This window comes from Arthrobacter liuii, from assembly GCF_014639275.1.
In the GTDB taxonomy this organism is placed as follows: domain Bacteria; phylum Actinomycetota; class Actinomycetes; order Actinomycetales; family Micrococcaceae; genus Arthrobacter; species Arthrobacter liuii.
Genome location: NZ_BMFW01000032.1, coordinates 21929 through 41190, shown reverse-complemented (window position 1 = coordinate 41190; position 19262 = coordinate 21929). Strand labels below are relative to the sequence as shown.

The window sequence follows — 19262 nt, the reverse complement described above, 5'->3', positions numbered from 1 at the left end:
CCGCTGGACACCCTGAATGGATCCCCGGCAGCAGCTGCCCCGGCCGCTGCGCAGCCTGCCGCCCAGGCCTGGGCTGACTGGTCCAAGAAGCAGGACTGGAAAGGCCCGGACCGCGCCAACCCCGCCCAGCTGAACCACGCCGACTGGTATGCCGCGCACAACTTCACCCAGCCTTACCCGGGTGAAGACAAGATCCTCACCCCCGACGAAGACGACGCCGGAACCGCCCAGACACCGGCGAAGGCCTCGGCAACCGACACCGACGGCTAACCACCCAACACGCACCCCGTAAAAGCACGGGCCCCGGTCTCCTCGTTTCGGGAGCCGGGGCCTCCGGGCTTCCTTCAGGCACCGGACGCTTGGGCTCGGGTGTCCTAAAAGGGCACTGCACGGCGGCACCCTACGGCATCACCCGCGTGAGGAACCAGGTGTCCTTACGGCCCCCTGCCCGGGAGAACTTGGTTGCTGCCCGTCCCAGGGTGGGTTAGACGTCGTAAGCTCTGGCGCCGATAGGAACGATCCCGTTCGGCTCGCGGCCAAAGCCTTCGATCACGAGGCGCCCCTCGTGGGCCTGTGACGGTGGCATGCGGGGTGATCCTGGTATCGACCATGCCCTTAAAGTCGACGAAGTGAGCGCCACACGGGCGGGCGAGCTGGCCGGGAACTTGCGCTATTCCGTTACGCCATCATAGAAAAGGTACGCTACGGATCTACCCGCACTTACCCCCGTGGGCGACTGGATCACGGACACTTGACGTAGCGAGCTTGTGCTTGCGGCTTGCCCGTGCGGACGCGGACCTATGGGCTTGTTGCCGCCACGTTTTTCTACGCAGGGGCGGGTCTGCGCATAGCCTGAGTGTCTGGCAGGCAGATTTGCGTCGGGGGTTCTTGATGAGGGATGTGGGTTTGAGTTCGGTGTTGCAGGGTGTACGGGCAGGGGATCTGCGGCGCAGGAACGAGCGGGTAGTCCTGGATGGGTTGATCTCGACCAGTTCGGCCACGGCTCCGGAGGTGGCCCGGAATACCGGCCTATCGAAGCCTACGGTCGCGTCGGCGTTGCGTTCACTCCAGAATGCAGGGCTTGTCGAGGAGCGAGGGGTCCGCTCTGGCCAGTCCGGCCAGGCGCCTGTGGTGTGGGGAATTGCAAAGTCCGCGGGATCTGTGCTCAGCGTCGATGTGGGGACCCAATGGGTCCGCCTCGCCCTGACCCGCCTGGACGGTGAGGTACAGGAAATATCGCGGGAACGGATCGCTTCGGTCTCGGCTGCTGGTGTCCTGGCCGCACTCGATGCCGGGCTCGAGCGCATTCTGGGCGAAGCGGCCGTTGACCGTTCGGATCTCGTTTTTACGGTGGTCGGAAGCCCTGGTGTCGTGCACCCGGAAACCGGTGTCCTCGAGCACGCCTCGAACCTTCCCGGCTGGGGCGACGCCGCGACGCTGGAGGAGCTGCAGGCCCGATTCGGGCAGGATCTGCTGGTCATGAAGGACGTGTACCTTGCAGCCCTGGGCGAGGCCCGGCTCCGCAGAGAACGGTCCGAGAACGACTTCGTGCTCCTGTCCATCGGCCGCGGAGTGGGCGCCGCTGTCGTGCGGGAGGGGCATCCGCTCTCCGGCACCCACGGCCTGGCAGGCGAAATCGCGTTCCTGCCAGTCACCGTGCCTTCATCAAAGGCACCGTCTACTTCCGAACCTTCGAGAAGGGGAGCGCTTGAGGAGGCCGCCTCGGCCGATTCGATGCTGGAACGGGCAGCCCAGGCAGGGGCAACCTATGGGACTGTTGCCGCGCTGATGGACGCAGCCTGGGACGGCGACTCCGCGGCACACGCGGTGGTGGAGCGTGAGAGCATGCTGGCCGCTTTTGCCTTGAGTGCATTCGCCGTCACCGTCGACCCGCCCCTGGTCGTCCTGGCCGGAAGTGTGGGACTATCCGGTGGCGCCCGCTTCGCGGAAGCGGTCAGAGCCCAGCTGGGGTCCCTGCTTCCGTTTCCCGCGCCGCCGATCGAGGTGAGCCAAGCGGGGGAGAATGCAATCCTGGAAGGCGGGGCGGAAAAGGCCCTCCAACTCGCGTGGGAAAAACTTTCATCCTCGCTCTGATCTGACCGAGGGCAATACATGAGAACTTCCGCTCTTGACCTTGATTGAAAAAGTCTTTTACAATCAGATGGTTCCCCGCACGCTCCCGTTCCCGTGAGCTGCGGTTTCCGCCTTTCAGCAAGGAATCAACAATGGCGTCATTCCCTGACCGCTCGCCCCAGCTTCGACGGCGTATCGGGTCTTTTCAGGCCACCACGATGAATATGTCCCAGATGGTCGGCATCGGCCCCTTCATTACGATCCCGGCGATGATCGTGGCCTTTGGTGGACCGCAGGCAGTTCTTGGCTGGATAGCAGGCGCGGTTCTTGCCCTGGCCGATGGGATGATTTGGGCTGAGCTCGGGGCCTCCATGCCTGGTTCGGGAGGCACCTATGTCTATCTCCGTGAGGCGTTCAAGCGCCGAACGGGACGGCTCATGCCGTTCTTGTTCGTGTGGTCGGCGGTGCTGTTCATCCCACTGATCATGGCCACCGGCGTGATCGGGTTCGTCCAGTATCTTGGGTATCTCCTCCCGGACATGGATAACACGACCGGTACCGTCGTCGGGCTGGTTCTGATCGCGCTGATCACGGCGGTGCTGTGGCGGCGTATCGAGTCCCTTGGCCGTCTGACGGTGGTGCTGTGGGTCGTCATGGTCGCGACCGTTCTGACTGTGATTGTCGCCTGCTTCACGCACTTCAATGCGGCACAGGTCGTGGACTTCCCGGCCGGAGCCTTCGATATCAGCTCGGGCGGGTTCTGGGTCGCTTTCGTCGCCGGGCTCACCATCGGCATCTACGACTACATGGGCTACAACACTGCCGCCTATATGGGGGCGGAGATGAAGAATCCGGGCCGGACCATCCCACGCTCGGTGGTCTTCTCGGTCGTGGGGATCATGGTCATTTACCTCTTCACCCAGATCGGCGTGCTCGGTGTGGTGAAGTGGCAGGAGATGATGGACACCAGCTCCCAGGCCTACACCTCGGTCGTTTCGCTCCTGTTGGAGCGCACATGGGGCACGGGCGTCTCCACCGCCGTGACCGTGTTCATCCTCATCACAGCGTTTGCTTCCCTGCTTGTTGGCCTGCTCGCCGGTTCCCGCGTGCCTTATGATGCGGCCCGGGACGGGGTTTTCTTCAAGGTTTACGCCAAGCTGCACCCGACCAAGGAGTTCCCGGTTGCCGGTCTGATCACCATGGGTGTGGGGACCATGGTCGGATTCCTCATCGGCCGGTTCACCGATATTTCCACGCTGATCCAGCTGCTCACCGCCGTTATGGTCATCGTCCAGGCCCTCGGCCAGGTCGCCGCGGTCGTGCTTCTGCGCCGCCGGTCTGACATGATGCGGCCCTATCGGATGTGGCTCTACCCCGCGCCGCTGATCATTGCTGCCGCGGGCTGGCTGGCCGTCTACTTCTACTCGGATGCAAACGCGCCGGGGTTGCACCCCATCGAGCTTTCCCTGGCCTGGGTCGCGGCCGGGGTGGTCTGCTTCCTCGTATGGGCCAAACGGGAGAAGAGTTGGCCCTTTGGGCCCCTTCCGGTCGAACCCAACGAAGTTGACCAGGAAATCAGCCTCGACGAGATCCCCGCATGACCGTTACCTCTACCCCACTTGTTGTCGGCATCGACATCGGCGGCACGAAAGTCAAAGTCTGCGCCGCGGACCTCGCCGGAAACATCCTCGCGACAGCAGCACACGGATCCCGCTCAGGCCGTGCCGCCAGGGATGTCCTGGCCGAGGTGCAGGAGTGTTACCGGTCGGTGACCGCGTCCGCGGCCCGAAGAACCGGAGGTCCCGTCAGCATTGAGTCTGTTGGGCTGGTCACCCCCGGGGTCGTCACCGAGGAGGGCATCGGGCTGGTGCCGAACAACCCCGGGATGGAGTCCTCCGTTCCCGCCAGCACCCTGGCGGCCCTGCTCGGGGTGCCGGAGGTCGCTTGGGCCAACGACGTCAAAGCTGCGGCCATGGCCGACCACCAATGGGGAGAGCTCCAAGGGACCTCCTGCGGGCTGTACGTCAACATTGGCACCGGGCTCTCGGCAGGTGCCGTGATCAACGGCCTGCCCCTGACGGGAGCACACGGCGCAGCCTTGGAAATCGGCTACCTCCTGCCCGCAGCGCCGGGCCGCCCGCCCGGCCACCGCAGCGGCGCCGCCCCGCTCGAAGATCTCATTTCCGGGCGCGCCCTGACCGACCGTGTAGCCGAGCTCGGAGCAGGTCACCTCGAAGCCTCCGAACTCCTCGCTCGCGCCGGCACTGACGGACGTGAGAGTGGCGGACAGGACCTGAAACGGGTGGCTGAGAGCTTTATCGAGGAGTTCGTCCACGCCGTGACGAACCTGGCCATCACCCTGGACCCGGAGAGGATCTCGATCGGCGGAGGAGTGGCCACTCAGGATGCCGCAACCGTGTTCCTCCCACCGCTGAGGGCAGCCCTGGCCGAGTACTCGCCCTACCCACCCGAAGTGCAGGTCTCGGCCGCAGCGAACGACCTGTCCATGCTCGGGGCCCTCCTTCTGGCCTACCGCACACTCGGTTTCGGGGTACCGGCACTGTCGGTTCCCTTAGCGGCCAAGCCGTCCACGCAACACGACCAGTTGCCCAAGCCCCCCGAGACCGCCGGCATCCTGATCACCGAAGGAGCCTCATGAAACTCATCATCACCGACAACCAGACACAACTGGGCGAGACGGCAGCGGCGATCATCGCCGGCCAAGTCCGGCGCGAACCCGGCACAGTGCTCGGCCTGGCAACCGGAGGTTCTCCGCTCCCGGTGTATGAGCAGCTCACGCGGCACCGGGACACCGCATTCAGCCAGGTCACCTGCTTCGCCCTCGACGAGTACGAAGGCCTCCCGGCTGAGCACCCGCAAAGCTACCGGCACTTCATCTCCGAACGCATCATCCGTCCGCTCGGCATCGACCACTCCAAAGTCAACGTCCCCCGAGGAGACGCCGCCGACCTCGACGCCGAATGTGCCGCCTTCGAGGACAAAATCACCGCGGCAGGCGGAGTGGATCTTCAGATTCTCGGACTCGGGCGAAACGGACACCTTGCCTTCAACGAACCCGGTTCCTCCTTCGCCTCCCGCACCCGCCCTGTCCGCCTCTCCCAGGACACACGCAACGCCAACGCCCGGTTCTTCGACTCCCTCGACCAGGTCCCGACACACGCCCTCACCCAAGGACTGGCCACAATCCTCGAAGCCCGCCACCTTATGCTCATCGCCTCTGGAGCCGGCAAGGCAGCAGCACTCGCCCAAGCACTCGAGGGTCCCGTCACCGAAGCCTTCCCCGCCTCCCTCATCCAGCAGCACCCCAACGTCACCGTGATCGCCGACCGACAAGCCACGACCCAATTGGACCCGCGGTCGACCCGAAGCACCGGCGCGCTTGAGCCATGAACTGCATGCCACCTGCCCAACCGCGAACGGAGGTCAAAATGTCCGACGTCACGTCCTCTGGGCGCCCTGGGTTTGACCCCGACGTTGCGGCGGTCCTTGATGCACGGCCGTCCTCACCCCTGCTCAGTGCGGATACCCTGCAGGCGATGCGCGACGCTAACCCCCCGAACCGGGAAGCGGTTCGGGGGGCCTGCATCACCCTCGGTCTTACCTATGAAGAGCACACAATCAGCGGCCCGCGCGGGGACCTCGAAATCTCCCTCATCCGCCCACCTGGTCCACTGACTGGCGCGGCGATCTACTACACCATCCATGGTGGCGGCATGGTGATGGGTGATCGTTTCACCACCCTCACCTTATTTGAGGAGCTCGACTGGGTCGCAGAGCACGGATTGGTTTTGGTCACGCCGGAGTACCGTCTTGCGCCCGAGCACCCGGCGCCGGCGGGAGTCGAAGACTGCTATGCGGGGCTTCTCTGGGCTGCTTCGCAAGCTCAACGCTGGGGCGCTGACACAAACAGAATCATAGTCGCCGGCGCCTCCGGCGGAGGCGGGATAGCAGCCGGGGTCGTTCTCATGGCCCGGGATGCCGGCGAGGTGAATGTGTTCGCGCAACTGCTGATCTGCCCGATGCTCGATGACAGGAACAAAACCGTTTCTTCGCACCAATACCACGGCAACGCCGGCGCGATGTGGCCGAGGGAGAACAACCAGTGGGCCTGGGAAGCAGTCCTCGGGAAAGAGCATACTAACCGGGAAATAAGCGCCTACTCAGCTCCAGCGCGTGCCATGGACCTATCGGGACTTCCGTCGACGTTCATCGACGTGGGGTCCGCTGAACTCTTCCGCGACGAATGCGTCACCTTTGCATCAAAGCTTTGGGCGGCAGGCGTCCAGGCCGAACTCCACGTCTGGCGAGGCGGGTACCACGGCTTCGATCTCGTTGGTGCAACCACGCCCGTTGGGTTAATGAGCCGCGCAACACGAGCCGATTGGCTCCGCCGCACTCTCAACTGACCTGCAAGCCAGATCTCCTTCCCTACCCTTCGTAAAGGCAGACGAAATTCGTGCGGCTAGGCTGAGGACAATCAGGCCCGACGGGCCGACCGCCTGCACCATAAGGAGCTCCACGTCGGACCTTGTTCAGGAGTATCTGACCTACGACTACCGCTGCCAGTCCCGCGGAGTTCCTGGCGCCCGCCATGGCGCAGACGACTACTCCCTGTTTTGGACCGTCAAGGTCAGGGGCCGCGTATGGGATGACGAGGATGAGGGCGGCGACGGCAAGGAGGTGTCAGTCGCTGAGGCGGAGCTGTATGTCGTGCCGGACGAGGGGATCATCGACTTGTTCCTGATGCTGGATGCGGTGAACCAAGAGGTAGCAAACGTCGGCGAGATGCTGACGATCATACGACCCGACCTGATCAATGACATGAGCCTTGGCGGGGACCTGATGATCCTGTCGTGGCTGAAAGTCGCGCAACAGTTCCGGGGAAACAAGCTTGGCCACGCAGTCCTGAAAGCGATTCTCAGCACGATCGGGAGGTCATCGGTCACGGTTATCCTTGACGCCTCCCCGGCACGCACTACCGGCAGCCCGGAGGAACGTGCTCTCCGGCCATCAAGCTGCGAACGCCGGATTGCGCCGGTACTGGGAGAGTTTCGGCTTTCAGCCGGCCCACGGCGACCACCTGGTGTTCGATGACCTGGCGGCCGCGCGAGACTGAGAAAGCCTGCAGGAGTACCTGGTGACGTCGGCCGCGCCCAATCTTCAATGGCTGGCACTCTTGACATACTGCGCGGATGATCTTAGGACTCAATCTGACACTACGAGGGTTGGAGGCAGCCACGGCGGGCCAACGAATCGGGTACGTCCGCGTCAGCACTGTCGACCAAAATGAACGGCGCCAGCTCGAGGGCCAGGTGTTGGACAGGGTCTTCACGGACAAGGCCTCCGGCAGGGACACCGCGAGACCGCAGCTTACCGAGCTGCTGCGATTCGCCCGCGACGGCGACACCTTGGTCGTGCACAGCATGGACCGGCTCGCCCGCAACCTTGATGACCTACGCGCGCTAGTTCAGGGCCTCACCCGCAGAGGCGTTCGGATCGAGTTCATCAAAGAGAGCCTGGTCTTCACTGGAGAGGACTCACCCATGGCCAACTTGATGCTTTCCGTCATGGGGGCCTTCGCAGAATTCGAGCATTTCCTGATCAAGGAACGCCAACGAGAAGGCATCGCCTTGGCCAACAGCGCGGCGCCTACAAGGGATGGAAAAAGACCCTTACGCCAGAACGAGCGGCGGAACTGGTAGAGCGCGCCGGCAAGGGGGCTCCGAAAGCCGTCCTTGCCCGTGACTACGGGATCAGCAGGGAGACCGTCTACCAGTACCTGCGCCAGGCCAAGCTGGAGTGAGCCACTCCCCTGCCCCCGCCTTCGAAATGCAACAGTTGGCGCGGCCGTAGCTTGCCGGAATATCAACTATCGGCTGTCGAAACCGGGAAGGGGAAAGCCTGTAAAAGGGCTGTTGCCTGACCATCGTTCGTTGCGCCCATTAACTGGATCACGTCATCGACCAAGTCGCATTCCGGCCCTACCCCAACCGCAAGACCCCCGCTCGTGCTGGTCCGATCGAAGCTTGCCACCGCCACCTCTCAGAACGAGAGGACGGCAGGCTAACGCTGAGGGCCGGTGTCACCAGCCCTCAGGAAATCCAACTAAGGTATACCGGCTTTTGCAGCTGCGGTCTACGGCACCAGCGGGTGGCCGGGCCGGCGAGGGCCTTGAAAACCGCATCTGGGGGGTGCTTACTGGAGGTACAGCCGTAGGGAACGGTTGTGACAACGCAGGAGGCAAGGCCATGGGACTGGGAGATAAAGTCCACAACGCCGCTGAAAAACTTCAGGGCAAGGGCAAGGAAGCCGCGGGCAACGCCAGCGGCAACGACCGGCTGAAGGCCGAGGGTAAAGGGCATCAGGTTAAGGCCGATCTCAAGCAGGCCGGCGAGAAAGTCAAGGACGCCTTCAAGAAGCATTGACCTACACTACGGAAGGGTGCGCTCCGTTGGGCGCGCCCTTTTTCGTTCCCTCATACCCTGTCGGGCGTCGACCGGTAGGGAGATGCGGCCCTTTTATGAAACCCCGACCAGTGCGAGAGCGGCACCACTTCCTGCCCAAACTGCGGTGCTCCCCTCAACGAAAGGTGCGCCGCCCACGCGCACCTTTACTTTCAGAGGACGTAGCGAAACCTGCGTGTCGAATACTCAAAAAGGGGCCGGGCTCATGCAGTTTTGCGTCCATAGCTATACCCCTAGGGTAGGCGGAGGGCGGCACCATGTGGTCACGTCCTGTGGAGTGGTGTGACCGGCGTCCTCCGAGGCAGGCACACAGTTCCGGTCATCGACCGTCACCGCGGCCGGATCCGTCCCCCTTTCCGGAGCGGGCGGCCAAACAACGTAACTGGTCTGAAAAGACGTTCCAACTGGTCCGAGCCTATATTTTGTGAGGGTCCGGGTGCGGCTGCTCTACAGGCTCATATTGCCCCACGAGGTCTACCGTTGGGTGGGTCGCGTGGGTTACGGTGATGGCCACTCGTGGTTGGAGAGAGGTGGCTGAGATGAAGTCGTTTGCTTGTGGTGATGTGGTTCCGGGCTGCGAGGCTGCCTGGTTGTGCAGCACCGAGGATGAGATTCTCGTACAGGTGGCCGCTCATGCGGCTGCAGCGCACGGGGTGGGGCAGATGCCCCAGGAACTCGTCAGGTCCATCCGCGAGGCCATCGTTCCGGCGGCCTGAGATTGGTTCAGGCCGGGGAGCCGCCATCCGGGGACGATACCTCCGGATGGGAGGAGCTGCTGGATGCAGCATGCCGGGGCGAAGGGCTGTCCACCGTCTATCAGCCGATCGCGGACACCCGCCACGGTACGGTCGCAGGCTACGAAGCTCTCACACGGTTTCCGGGCTTCTCAGAGGGCAGCCCGGAGGTCTGGTTCAAGAAGGCGCGTGCTCTGGGCCGGTCCGCGGACCTGGAATCCGCCGCCCTCCGCACGGCGTTAGATGCCCGGCCGGGGCTGCCGCGCAATTGTTTCCTGAGCCTGAATGTCTCCCCGGACCTGCTCTCCTCGGAGCCCATCCAGGAAGTGTGGGACGGTGAAAAGGACTTGGGCGGCCTGGTCATCGAACTGACCGAGCAGGCCCCGATCGACTCCTATGAGGAGCTCGGGCCGGAGCTGGACCTGTTACGTGCTGCCGGGGCGTTCATCGCTGTTGATGACGCCGGGGCCGGATACGCCGGGTTGCGGCACCTGCTGCTCCTGCGACCATCCATGATCAAGATCGACCAGGCGCTGGTCCGGGATGTTGACCGTGATGAAGCGCGCCGGGCTCTGATCGGGATGCTGGGGAGCTTCGCGGACCGGATCGATGCGTGGGTGCTGGCCGAAGGGGTCGAGCGCGGTGAAGAGCTTGAAGCTCTCGTCTCCCTCGGTGTTCCGCTCGCCCAGGGCTATCACCTGGGCCGGCCAGCCCCGGCGTGGGCGCCCTTGGCGCCGGGGATCGCTGACCGCCTCAGCGAGAAGAGCAGGGCACAGATGCCGCCGACGCGGGCGCTGACCGTCCGGGACGTCGCCGAACCGGCACTGACTGTTACGGATCCGGCGGAAGCCACCGACGGATTCGCGGCCGACCCGTCTCTGGGATTCGTGGTCTTGCTCGGCAGCAATCAGCGCCCGGTCGTCATCCTGCAGCCCGGCAGCAGCACACTTGATGGCCCTGCCATCCCCGGCCTCCGGGTAAACCTGAACACCCCGCTGGAAGAAGCGCTGGCACGATCCATGACTCGGGCGCCGGCAGCGCGTTTCGGCCCTTTGATCATCACCGACAGCGCCGGCCGCTTCGCCGGCGTGGCCCGGATGGAACGCATGATCACCGCGCTGACCGGGACGGAGCCGTCACCGCACCGGCACCCACATCCGGGTCCTCCCTAAGAATCGGCCACCCCAAACATGATGGCGTGGCAAGGTAACCGCTCTAAAACCGGCCTGCCGATGGTTCCGGTGTTATGGCCGTAGGTATCGGGAACCGTGATGGTGGTCGGGAAGCCTCCCAACCCGTTGAGGGCGACTCCTGTGATGGACAGGTTCCCTCCGGTGTCTGTCCAAGTCACGTCACCGGAGTCGGGGGTAGCCCCTTGTCCTGCGTGGCCGCAGTCTGATCCCTAGTAACCGCCCGCGCCGTTTTGGTCCAGCGCAATCCAAAGCCATACACCGCCGCCGTTTGGCCGCTGATATTGGCGGATAGCTCTATTTGGTATGCGGCAGTGTTCCCTTAGGCGGATGCCGGAGCCGCGACTCCGAGTCCCCCGCCAACCATTGCGGCGGATGCGGCCACCACGACGGCGGCCCTGCGGCTGGTCTTGATTTTTCGATTGCTTTCATCGTCTTCTTCGTTCGACAGTTTTCAATACCGTCGGAAGGCCAGAATCACTTCCTTGTACGGGCAGCCAGCGGGCGGCCCCACAACGCGTCACTCCATGATTGTAGGGATCCGGTGCCGGGGCGGGAAGTGGATATTTTGAGCCCACGTGCGGGCACTGAGACCCCTTGCCGGATGTGTCTGACCAGCAGCTCTTGGCCGGCGGCAGAACCGCTTTTTGGTGGTCCGCCATCGGGGCGTTCATCACCGGCTGGAAACGACCCACGACCAGGGCCTCCCTGGTAGTGGCCGCCGCCAGTTCGGTCGCGGGCGCCGCTGCTACCGCCTACGTGCTCCGGTTTCTGAACCCGAAGCTGTTCTTCAGCCCCCATCCCCTCAGCGAGGACGAGCGCAGACCCCTGCTGACCCGGTGGTACCGGTCCACGCATTCAGGCTCACGGCCAGCGCCGTGGCCCTGACCGCCATCCACCACGCCCGAACAATCCGACTCAGGAGCCGCTAAATCCGAAGAAGCGGCCGTTGAGCCTGGGGCAATCCAAGGTCCCGGCGCGTCCCTGCCGAACGGGTTTGCCTGCGGTACGTTGGACGCCATGGGCTACCTGTCCCCCGGAACTGCCGGGAATCCGCATGGATGAAGTATTTTCGGTGGCCGGCGGCAAGGCAGCGCTCAGTCTCCGGCCGGACGGGATCCTCCACCTCATCTGGGCCCCTGGCACTTACGTGCAGGAAGAGGACGCCGTCTCAGCCGTCACGATGTTGAACAAGATCAGCCCGGACCACGACCGGCCGCTGCTGGTCGATATGCGCAACGCCGGGAACACCTCATCGCGGGCCAGGGACGTTTTCGCGAATCCACACGCGGTCTCACGGGTGGCGCTGTTGGGTGAATCCGCCGTCGACCAGGTGATCGCCAGCTTCTTCACGGGCGTTCACCGGCCTCAGCGCCCCACCCGATACTTCACCTCTGAAGCCACGGCACTTACCTGGCTGGCCGGCAACTGACCGGCCAGACCTCACGCAACCGGGGACTCTCATGATCTGAACCCCCTTGTGTCTGAACCGGCCTTGCTGTTGATTGCGCACTGCGCGGGGTAGGTTTCGACGTGAGAGGCGATCAGGGCAAGGACAAGGGGAGGCCATGCTTTTTGAGCCGTTGTATGCGTACTACCGGACGCTGGGCGCCAGAGGACGGGCGGTACTGTTTCAGCTTCCGCTGTCCACGACGATGCTGCTGGTTGTGGTCCTGACGATGGTCCTGCATCCGGAACTCGATGTGGGCGGCCCATTTTTGTACAGTCTGGGAATCCATGTTCTCCTGCTTGGCGCGTGCTCCCTGGTGCCGTGGGGCTGCCTGCCGGAACGGGCCGTGCTCATCATCCCGGTCCTTGACTGCATAGCCGTTGGGATCTCCCGCGCGGCCGCCGACCAGTACCTCACCGTCCTGGGCTTCCTCCTGGTCTTCCCCGTCGTGTGGCTGGCGGCGGACAGGCGCCGCACCGGAGTCATTCTCGCGATCCTAGCCACCATACTCAGCGCCGTGCTGCCCCCGGTCATTCTCGGCACGGGCTTCGACGGGCCGGACTTCATCCGGATCGTCCTCCTGCCCGTCATCCTCGGAGCAATCGCGCTCACCGCCCACGGAATCGCCAGCGCCCTCTCGCTCCAACGGCAACAGCTGGAAGCCCAGGGCTGCAAGGTCCGGGACCTCCTGATCGCCAGCGAGGACCGTGAGCGGCTGCTCAGCAGCGTCATGGACACTGTGAGTGTCGGCGTCTGCGCCCTCGACGCCAACGGGCAGGCGGTGCTTGCCAACCACCAATTCAGCAGCCGTTTCGGCGGGACCGTCACCGGCAGGCAGCTAACTGATGAGCCGCCGGGCTTCCTCGTCTATGGCCCGGACCGGCAGCAACCGCTTCCTCCCGAACGACGGCCCGGGTTCCGGGCGGCACGAGGAGAGTCGTTCACTGACGAACTGATCTGGGCAGACAACGGAACCAGCCAAAGGGCCTACTCCGCAACATGCCGGCTGATCCTTGGCTCCCGTGGCGAACACCGGGGAGCGGTCATGGCGTTCACCGACGTCACAGCCCTGGTCGAAGCACTCTCGGCCAAAGACCAGTTCGTCTCCAGCGTCTCCCACGAACTGCGGACCCCGCTGACCTCGATCCTGGGCTACCTGGACCTGGCCCTGGACGAGGAGAACGTTGATCCCGAGGTGGAGCTCTACCTGACCGTCGCCAAACGCAACGCCGAACGGCTCCTGCACCTGGTCGGAGACCTTCTCACCGTCGCTGCCGGCGCCCTGACCATAGAGCCCCGCCACGCGGACCTGGCCGAAGTTGTCCGTCACAGCATCGAGGCCGCAGAGCCTAAAGCGAAGGCCGACGGCATCACCCTGGACCTGCTCGCCCATGGAACCGCCACGGGCTACTTTGACCCCGAACGGCTCCGCCAGGCCATCGACAACCTCATCTCCAACGCCATCAAATACACTCCACGCGGCGGCACTGTCACCATCGAGGTGACCGCGACCGGGAACGAGCTTCTGTGCAAGGTCACCGACACCGGGGTCGGCATGAACGACGAGGAACTGGATCAGGCCTTCACCCGCTTCTTCCGGGCCGCCAACGCCCACTCGTCCACAATTCCTGGCGCCGGTCTGGGCCTGGCGATCACCAGGTCCATTATCGAAAACCACCGCGGCCGCATCACTCTTTCCAGCACACCGGGACAAGGCACCACCGCAGCGATGGCCCTCCCGGCAGGCGATGCGGATGCCGCATCCATGGTGGCCGGCTAGCGTCGCACGTGGAATCCCCTAACGAGCAGTGGGAAGAAGGGGAGAAATAGGGGCCGCTCCCCCTCGACTGGTCACCTGCCCGGGCCTACTCTGTCCTGCAAGATCCCGACAATCATGACGGAGGTGTCGACATGGGAGCACAGGAGGACACAGCATTGGTGCGGCGCGGCTATGAGGCGTTCAGCGCCGGCGACATGGACACCCTCAGGGAACTGTTCACCGAGGATGCCGTCTGGCATACCGGCGGCACCGGGGCACTGTCCGGGGACAAAAAGGGCCGGGATGCGATCCTTGCTTATTTCGGTGAGCTGTATTCACGGTCGAATGGCTCGCTCAAGCTCACCCTGGAAGACGTGGCCACGGGCGGGAGATACACGATTGGAGTCCAGTCGGGCCGTGCGGACCGCGACGGGAAAACCTTGGACCAGCGGACGGTCATAGTGTTCACCATCTCCGATGACAAAGTAATCGAGGCCCTGGAGATGGCCGAAGACACCGCCGTGGCGTCCGAATTCTGGTCCTGACCGCGTCGCGAGACGGTAACCTCTTTCGCTGCAACGCGCACACAGAAGTCTTACCAACGCAACTATCAGCATGCTTAGTAGGGTTGCAGTCGATCAGAAACGGCTGCGAACGGGGAATCGAGATAGGTGCGCTCAGCGAAACGGAGCGCACCTTTTTCGTGTCTCTGGAACCATCAGTGCTGCAGGCAGCTCCTCTGGGCCCCACTGTACTCTGACAGGTGGGTCACGACTGCGGGGAACATCTAGAGCAGAACCAATGAGCCCCGTCACCACCGCCGCCCCGCCGCTGCGGGCCGAGCTGGAAGCGCTCATGCGGCAGCTGAAAATGCCTCACGCCCGGGCACTGGCCCCTGAACTCATCGCGACCGCACGCGCCCAACGCTGGGAACCGACCGAGGTCATCAAGGCCCTGTTCACCGAGGAAGCCGCCGGCCGGCCCCGGTCCATGCTCGCCACCCGGCGGAAAGCAGCAGGCTTCCCAACAGGCAAGACCTTCGATGCCTGGGACCCCGCGGCCTCGTCCATCCCAGCACCGACCCAACAAGCACTCCGGACGCTGGAATGGATCACCCGGCGGGAGAACCTGGTCGTCTGCGGGCCCTCCGGCACCGGGAAAACCTTCTTCCTCGAAGCCCTCGGTCAGCAGGCCGTCGAAGCCGGCATGCGCGTGGCCTGGTTCAGGCTCGAGGACCTCGGCGCCTTGATTCGAGCCCACCGCACAGACGAAAGCGTCACCAAAGCCGTCGCCCGAATCCTCCGCGCCGAACTGGTCGTGATTGATGACATCGGACTCCTGCCGGTGGCCACCGACGCCGCCGAGGGACTCTACCGGGTCGTGGACGCAGCCTCCGAAAAACGCTCCGTCGCGATCTCCTCGAACCTCCACCCCGCCGGCTTTGACGAGCTCATGCCCAAAACCCTCGCGACGGCAACCGTTGACCGGCTCCTGCATCACGCCCACGTCTGCCAAACAAGCGGCGACTCCATCCGCCTGACCCAAGCCCTGGCCGGGAAGGGAGTGACGCAACTGAACTAACGCGACCCGACGATGGCAACCCCGCCGAAACCCTCAGTGGGCAGATCTGTTGGCCATCACCGGGCAGTTCTACTGGCCACCAACGGGCATAATAGCTGGCCGCTTATGGGCAGAAACTAATGGCCATTGACACTGAGCCGCTGCATCGCTGGGCTGCACCATGACTTCAGCGGTTCACTCAACCTCGACGGCGAACCACTGGCTGCCAGCAGCTTCAACGAAGCAAGGAACAGCGCCGGCGCGTCCAGTACATCTTTTAAAACCCTTACGAATCCCTGAACCCCCGGCGCACTGTCGAGGAACTCATCCTGCAACCGGTCACTGCCGTCCGCGGCAACATGCGCAACGGCAAGGAAATCGTGGCAACGGCTCTGGAACGGGCGTCGCGGGTTGCCATCGCCCGCGCCCTCGCCAGAGCCCGACGTGCTGATCTGCGACGAGATCACCTCGGCCCTGGACGTGTCTCGGTGCAGTCGTCCCTTGTGGACCTGCTGAGGAGCCTGCAGACCGAGATGGGACTGACATGCTGTTCATCACCCCACAACATCGCTCTCGTGCGCAACATCGCCCGGCAAGTGGCCGTGCTCGAACGCGGCCGGATAGTCGAATTTGGAAACGTAGAAGACGTGTTCGCCAACCCCCAGCACACCTACACCCGCTCATTGATCCAGAACACGCCCAACTTTCAGCTTTCCGGGCGCCTGCACCCCGCCGGTGCCGGAGGAGCACCCGTAGCGCCCGACGGCCCCGATTGTTGCAGGTGAGATCCAGAGAGCGTCTCAACACTACCGCTGATCGCGAAGGCATCCAGGATCAGGCCTGAGCAAGATGCTCGCAAGGTGAACACCACGGAGCACACCCACCGCTGCTGCAACGTCACTCGGCGGACTCGACAACTTAACAGCGGTTCATACGGTCCAGCTCTGACGAAACATCAACGTGAGGTACACCGCAGCCTGACTTCCGGCTTCGATGATGTGAGCTGCTCAGTTTGACGGGACCTATGTCATCGGCTAAAAGTTCGGCTATTGACGGCCGGGGGTCCTGGCCCGCCCGGTGTGAAGGCAACAAGGAAAGCCCGTGTCACTGACACGGGCTTTCCTTTTGAGGGGGCTGGGGTTAGACGCGGGACCTGCCTCGGACGAAGTGAATGATCAGGACGATCACGGCCACAACCAGAAGGATGTGAATGAGGCCGCCGCCGATATTGGCAAGCAGCCCAAGCAGCCAGAGAACGGCGATGATGATGGCTATCCAAAGCAACATAGGTATCTCCTCGTTCGTTTGCGGATGGAAATACTGAGGCCGCCCGCTCTTGGTTTGGTGAGCCCAGCCTATGTCAGGAGGCCGTTGGGTGGGCGCCCACCACGGTGAACACTAGCTTTACTGTCCCGAAAGGCTGGTCAGATGGGGATTGATTGAGGCGATAAGGGCACCTCCGGGTGTTAATTGGTGCTTGTCGAGAGGAGACACACATCAGTTGTGGCGCTCAGGTGTCCCGCGTACTCCACAGTAACTCTCCGGAATCTGGTTTTGACCAGTCGCGGTACCAAATGATTTCCCTTAGGTTTGCGCATGGGGGCCACACGGCCGAAAGCGTCAGCAGCGGGGTGTCACGTTCTTTGTGTAAGGGACGGTCGGTTATCCGTTCTGCCGGATGGTCAGATCAGAAGTCGATTAGGGAATTGAACGGCGAAAGCCTTCAGTGCCTGGTGTCAGCCTTGGGTGCCGGTTCCCAGCTCGCCGCACGGGTAGTCTTGGCGTTCCGGACCCCCAGCGGGACCAGCTTGATCGCGGCCCCGTCGGGAGGAAATGAGCGCCTGGTTTTGGTGATCTTCCGCAGTCGGTAGTCGATCGATTCGATCTGAGTTCGTGTAGATGACGATGCAGATTTCTGAGGGTGAAGGCCAGGAACGGGTGAAGCCTTCCAGGGCGTTCCGCCACGCCCGAGGAGCTGGTGCTGTGCCAAGGCTCCGCGAAGGCTTCCATTGCCCGATCGGTTGCCTGCACGGTCGGTCGGTGTAAGTCGTGCGAATGTCTGGGGCCATGGTTTGCGTGCACCGTAGGAGGCGTATTTCTTGGTTGAGAGCAGTGGGTGCACGACGCTTCAGATGCAGGAAATGTCGTAGTCGAAGCTGCTCCAGGTGTACTGGGTGAGCGTTACTTTCCCTCCGCCGGTCAGAGGGGCCTCGGAGCACTTGCGTTTGGCCGCGGCCGACGAGCTAGCACCCGGAAGCCAGCTGGCCAGGGCGTACAGGTTGCTCGTGGCGGGCACCGTGCCGGCAATTTGGGTCCACTGGGCACTCGTGGAGTAGAGGCCGGCTCCGGCGCCGATGCTCGTGAAGTAGGCGGCCATGCCCTCCAGATCGGCCCCGTTCGCCGTTTTATCCGTCGACCAGCTGTTACCTGTCTCTACGTCCAGCCACCAGGTGTAGGAGGCCGGGTTGTTCACCCCGCGGATGTTCGCATCGTCATAAGCCTTGGCGTACCCGTACATGTATGAGCATGCTGCCCCGACCGATCCGCTGGTGCACTGCCCGTACGGGTTCGGCACGGTTGTCCCGCCGTACGTGTTGCTGCTGGGCCACCAAGACCCCGCGGTCCCGGGGTTGGCGGTGTTCACGTACAGGGCGACCAGGGGCTGGCCCGTCCCGCCCTTTGAAGTGCGAGCCCATGACAGCTCGGTGGCCAGGCACGGGTTGGTGTTGTTCGCCAAGCCATTGTTCACGCCAACGACGGCGAAAGTCTGGGTCTTGGGCAGGGTTTGGCCGCACTGAGGCCAGGACACGTCGTTGCCGGAACCAGCGGTGGGGGCCGCCTGTGCTGGCGTGCCAACAAGCATCAGCACAGCAGCTGCCAATGCAGCCAACAGCAACCGGAAACGCGAAGAAGGGCGTACATAGCTGGTAGAGGACATCGTCGGCCTTCCGAGCGAGAACTAACCACAAACAGGCAACCAGCATGATCCCGCCGGGCGATGCGGTCAAGGACCAGCAGCCCTCCAACCCAAGACATCTCGTGCCAACCGCCGGACGACGAGATGCAACGCCGATAGCGGACCTTTCGTCCCCGCGGCTGCCCGTAGTGTCAAGCCCGAGTATTTGTCCGACAATATTCGGACTCAAAGTTGTCGGAAACCACCNGTGGCGCGAGGACTTCGATGCCGTTGATGAATCGCGTCAAATTCCATTTCTTCGGCATCTCCGCCGTTGCGCCAGTAATAGAGCCATAGCTCCGCGAGCGATAGTTCGCCTTGTTGCAGAAGTGCCCTTGCCAAAAGCCTCGGGTCCATATTTAGATGCTGGAGCCGACGGCGCAAGACCACCAGAGGCCTTGGCCCCAACGTGGCCGCCGAGGCGGTCTCGGCACGCTTACTCTCAAAGTGGCTGGACAGCGTTGACCTGCCCAGATAGCTTCTGTTCAGGCACCGCCTCCGGTGCTCCAGCCAGGGCCGCCAGCCCTGACGCGGTGCGGATTAACAGAAAGCAGACCGGGCATGAGCCATTTTGATGACTTCCTCAGGGAGGCGACCAGCAGCGATCCCGGCAGCGAGAAGGGCCTGTCCGCCGAGGAACTCCATGGGCTATACACCAGCTGGTGCATCATCACTGAATGCCCCGCCGAGTCTGCCGAGGCGTTGCGGGCAGCCTTGACCAGCAGGGGAATTACGCCAGGAAAAAACACCCTCGCCATGACGGGGCCGGCCGCTGCTGACTACATTGTTTCCAGCGCGCCCAATCTCCCCTGACAGCGCCGGTTCCCGAGGTGGAAGTCCTCACCTGCCAGGCCATGCTCCTTGCATGTCCCACCCTGCGCTCCGGGTAAAAGCGGCCAGCACCGGTCCCAAGCCGAAAGGCGGATGCAGGCAGGTGGTCTGCCGCAGCACCGCGCGGGTGCACTCCAGACCGTGCAAAGCACGGACGGCCTTGGCAGCGGCATCACTGGAACTCGCGCCTGCAACCGTGAACCAGCCCGCGCTGTGGTCGGTCT

The 19262-nt window shown here is 63.5% G+C and carries 19 protein-coding genes and 2 pseudogenes; 18 read left to right on the top strand and 3 right to left on the bottom strand.

Annotated elements, in window-relative coordinates; translation table 11 throughout:
* The 16 genes and pseudogenes from IEW19_RS19850 to istB all read left to right on the top strand — a co-directional run.
* A partial coding sequence (locus tag IEW19_RS19850) for a hypothetical protein (RefSeq protein WP_188573304.1) occupies window positions 1-270 on the top strand: 270 nt, incomplete at its 5' end.
* A gap of 621 nt (window positions 271-891) precedes the next feature.
* Window positions 892-1083 (top strand): annotated as a pseudogene (locus IEW19_RS24320) (helix-turn-helix domain-containing protein); the annotation flags it as partial.
* A gap of 48 nt (window positions 1084-1131) precedes the next feature.
* Window positions 1132-2094: an ROK family protein gene (locus IEW19_RS19840; protein WP_188573303.1), complete on the top strand. Its 963-nt coding sequence runs from the start codon at window positions 1132-1134 to the stop codon at window positions 2092-2094.
* Window positions 2095-2225: 131 nt separating this feature from the next.
* Window positions 2226-3674, top strand: coding sequence for an APC family permease (locus tag IEW19_RS19835; RefSeq protein ID WP_188573297.1), 1449 nt, complete (start codon window positions 2226-2228; stop codon window positions 3672-3674).
* The gene (locus IEW19_RS19830; protein ID WP_188573296.1) at window positions 3671-4732 is read left to right on the top strand and encodes an ROK family protein; all 1062 of its coding nucleotides are present in this window, start codon (window positions 3671-3673) and stop codon (window positions 4730-4732) included. Before IEW19_RS19835 ends, IEW19_RS19830 begins: the two co-directional genes overlap by 4 nt.
* Window positions 4729-5484, top strand: a complete 756-nt coding sequence (gene nagB, locus IEW19_RS19825; RefSeq protein WP_188573295.1) for a glucosamine-6-phosphate deaminase — start codon at window positions 4729-4731, stop codon at window positions 5482-5484. The genes IEW19_RS19830 and nagB overlap by 4 nt, the downstream gene beginning before the upstream one ends.
* A gap of 38 nt (window positions 5485-5522) precedes the next feature.
* Complete coding sequence (locus IEW19_RS19820; protein ID WP_188573294.1) at window positions 5523-6500, top strand: alpha/beta hydrolase; 978 nt, start codon at window positions 5523-5525, stop codon at window positions 6498-6500.
* A gap of 274 nt (window positions 6501-6774) precedes the next feature.
* The gene (locus tag IEW19_RS19815; RefSeq protein ID WP_188573293.1) at window positions 6775-7188 is read left to right on the top strand and encodes a hypothetical protein; all 414 of its coding nucleotides are present in this window, start codon (window positions 6775-6777) and stop codon (window positions 7186-7188) included.
* 98 nt (window positions 7189-7286) lie between these two features.
* A pseudogene (locus IEW19_RS19810) lies at window positions 7287-7897 on the top strand (recombinase family protein).
* 445 nt (window positions 7898-8342) lie between these two features.
* Window positions 8343-8519, top strand: a complete 177-nt coding sequence (locus tag IEW19_RS19805) for a CsbD family protein (protein WP_188573292.1) — start codon at window positions 8343-8345, stop codon at window positions 8517-8519.
* A 578-nt stretch (window positions 8520-9097) separates the two neighbouring features.
* On the top strand, window positions 9098-9274 hold the full coding sequence (locus IEW19_RS19800) for a DUF1059 domain-containing protein (RefSeq protein WP_188573291.1): 177 nt from the start codon (window positions 9098-9100) through the stop codon (window positions 9272-9274).
* Window positions 9275-9276: 2 nt separating this feature from the next.
* Window positions 9277-10464 carry an EAL domain-containing protein gene (locus IEW19_RS19795; protein ID WP_229748611.1) on the top strand — a complete coding sequence of 396 codons (1188 nt, stop codon included), beginning with the start codon at window positions 9277-9279 and terminating at the stop codon, window positions 10462-10464.
* A gap of 1075 nt (window positions 10465-11539) precedes the next feature.
* On the top strand, window positions 11540-11914 hold the full coding sequence (locus IEW19_RS19790) for a DUF7793 family protein (RefSeq protein WP_188573290.1): 375 nt from the start codon (window positions 11540-11542) through the stop codon (window positions 11912-11914).
* 136 nt (window positions 11915-12050) lie between these two features.
* Window positions 12051-13712, top strand: coding sequence for a sensor histidine kinase (locus tag IEW19_RS19785; protein ID WP_188573289.1), 1662 nt, complete (start codon window positions 12051-12053; stop codon window positions 13710-13712).
* A gap of 131 nt (window positions 13713-13843) precedes the next feature.
* The gene (locus IEW19_RS19780) at window positions 13844-14236 is read left to right on the top strand and encodes a nuclear transport factor 2 family protein (protein WP_188573288.1); all 393 of its coding nucleotides are present in this window, start codon (window positions 13844-13846) and stop codon (window positions 14234-14236) included.
* A gap of 256 nt (window positions 14237-14492) precedes the next feature.
* Window positions 14493-15272, top strand: coding sequence for an IS21-like element helper ATPase IstB (istB, locus tag IEW19_RS19775; protein WP_188573287.1), 780 nt, complete (start codon window positions 14493-14495; stop codon window positions 15270-15272).
* Window positions 15273-15388: 116 nt separating this feature from the next.
* Here the strand turns inward: istB and IEW19_RS19770 are convergent, their stop codons facing one another.
* Window positions 15389-15718 (bottom strand): hypothetical protein, encoded by a 330-nt coding sequence (locus IEW19_RS19770; protein ID WP_188573286.1) that lies wholly within the window; start codon window positions 15716-15718, stop codon window positions 15389-15391.
* Window positions 15719-15826: 108 nt separating this feature from the next.
* Here IEW19_RS19770 and IEW19_RS19765 point away from each other — a divergent pair, with 108 nt between their 5' ends.
* Window positions 15827-16036, top strand: coding sequence for an ABC transporter ATP-binding protein (locus tag IEW19_RS19765; RefSeq protein ID WP_188573285.1), 210 nt, complete (start codon window positions 15827-15829; stop codon window positions 16034-16036).
* Window positions 16037-16391: 355 nt separating this feature from the next.
* On the opposite strand, the gene IEW19_RS19760 is transcribed toward IEW19_RS19765, so the two are convergent.
* Window positions 16392-16538: a lmo0937 family membrane protein gene (locus IEW19_RS19760; RefSeq protein WP_110543403.1), complete on the bottom strand. Its 147-nt coding sequence runs from the start codon at window positions 16536-16538 to the stop codon at window positions 16392-16394.
* A gap of 841 nt (window positions 16539-17379) precedes the next feature.
* Window positions 17380-18114, bottom strand: coding sequence for a glycoside hydrolase family 25 domain-containing protein (locus IEW19_RS19755; protein WP_188573301.1), 735 nt, complete (start codon window positions 18112-18114; stop codon window positions 17380-17382).
* Window positions 18115-18768: 654 nt separating this feature from the next.
* On the opposite strand from IEW19_RS19755, the gene IEW19_RS19750 reads away from it, so the two are divergent.
* Entirely contained in the window at window positions 18769-19020 is a 252-nt protein-coding gene (locus tag IEW19_RS19750) for a hypothetical protein (protein WP_188573284.1), read from the top strand.
* Window positions 19021-19262 lie beyond the last annotated feature (242 nt).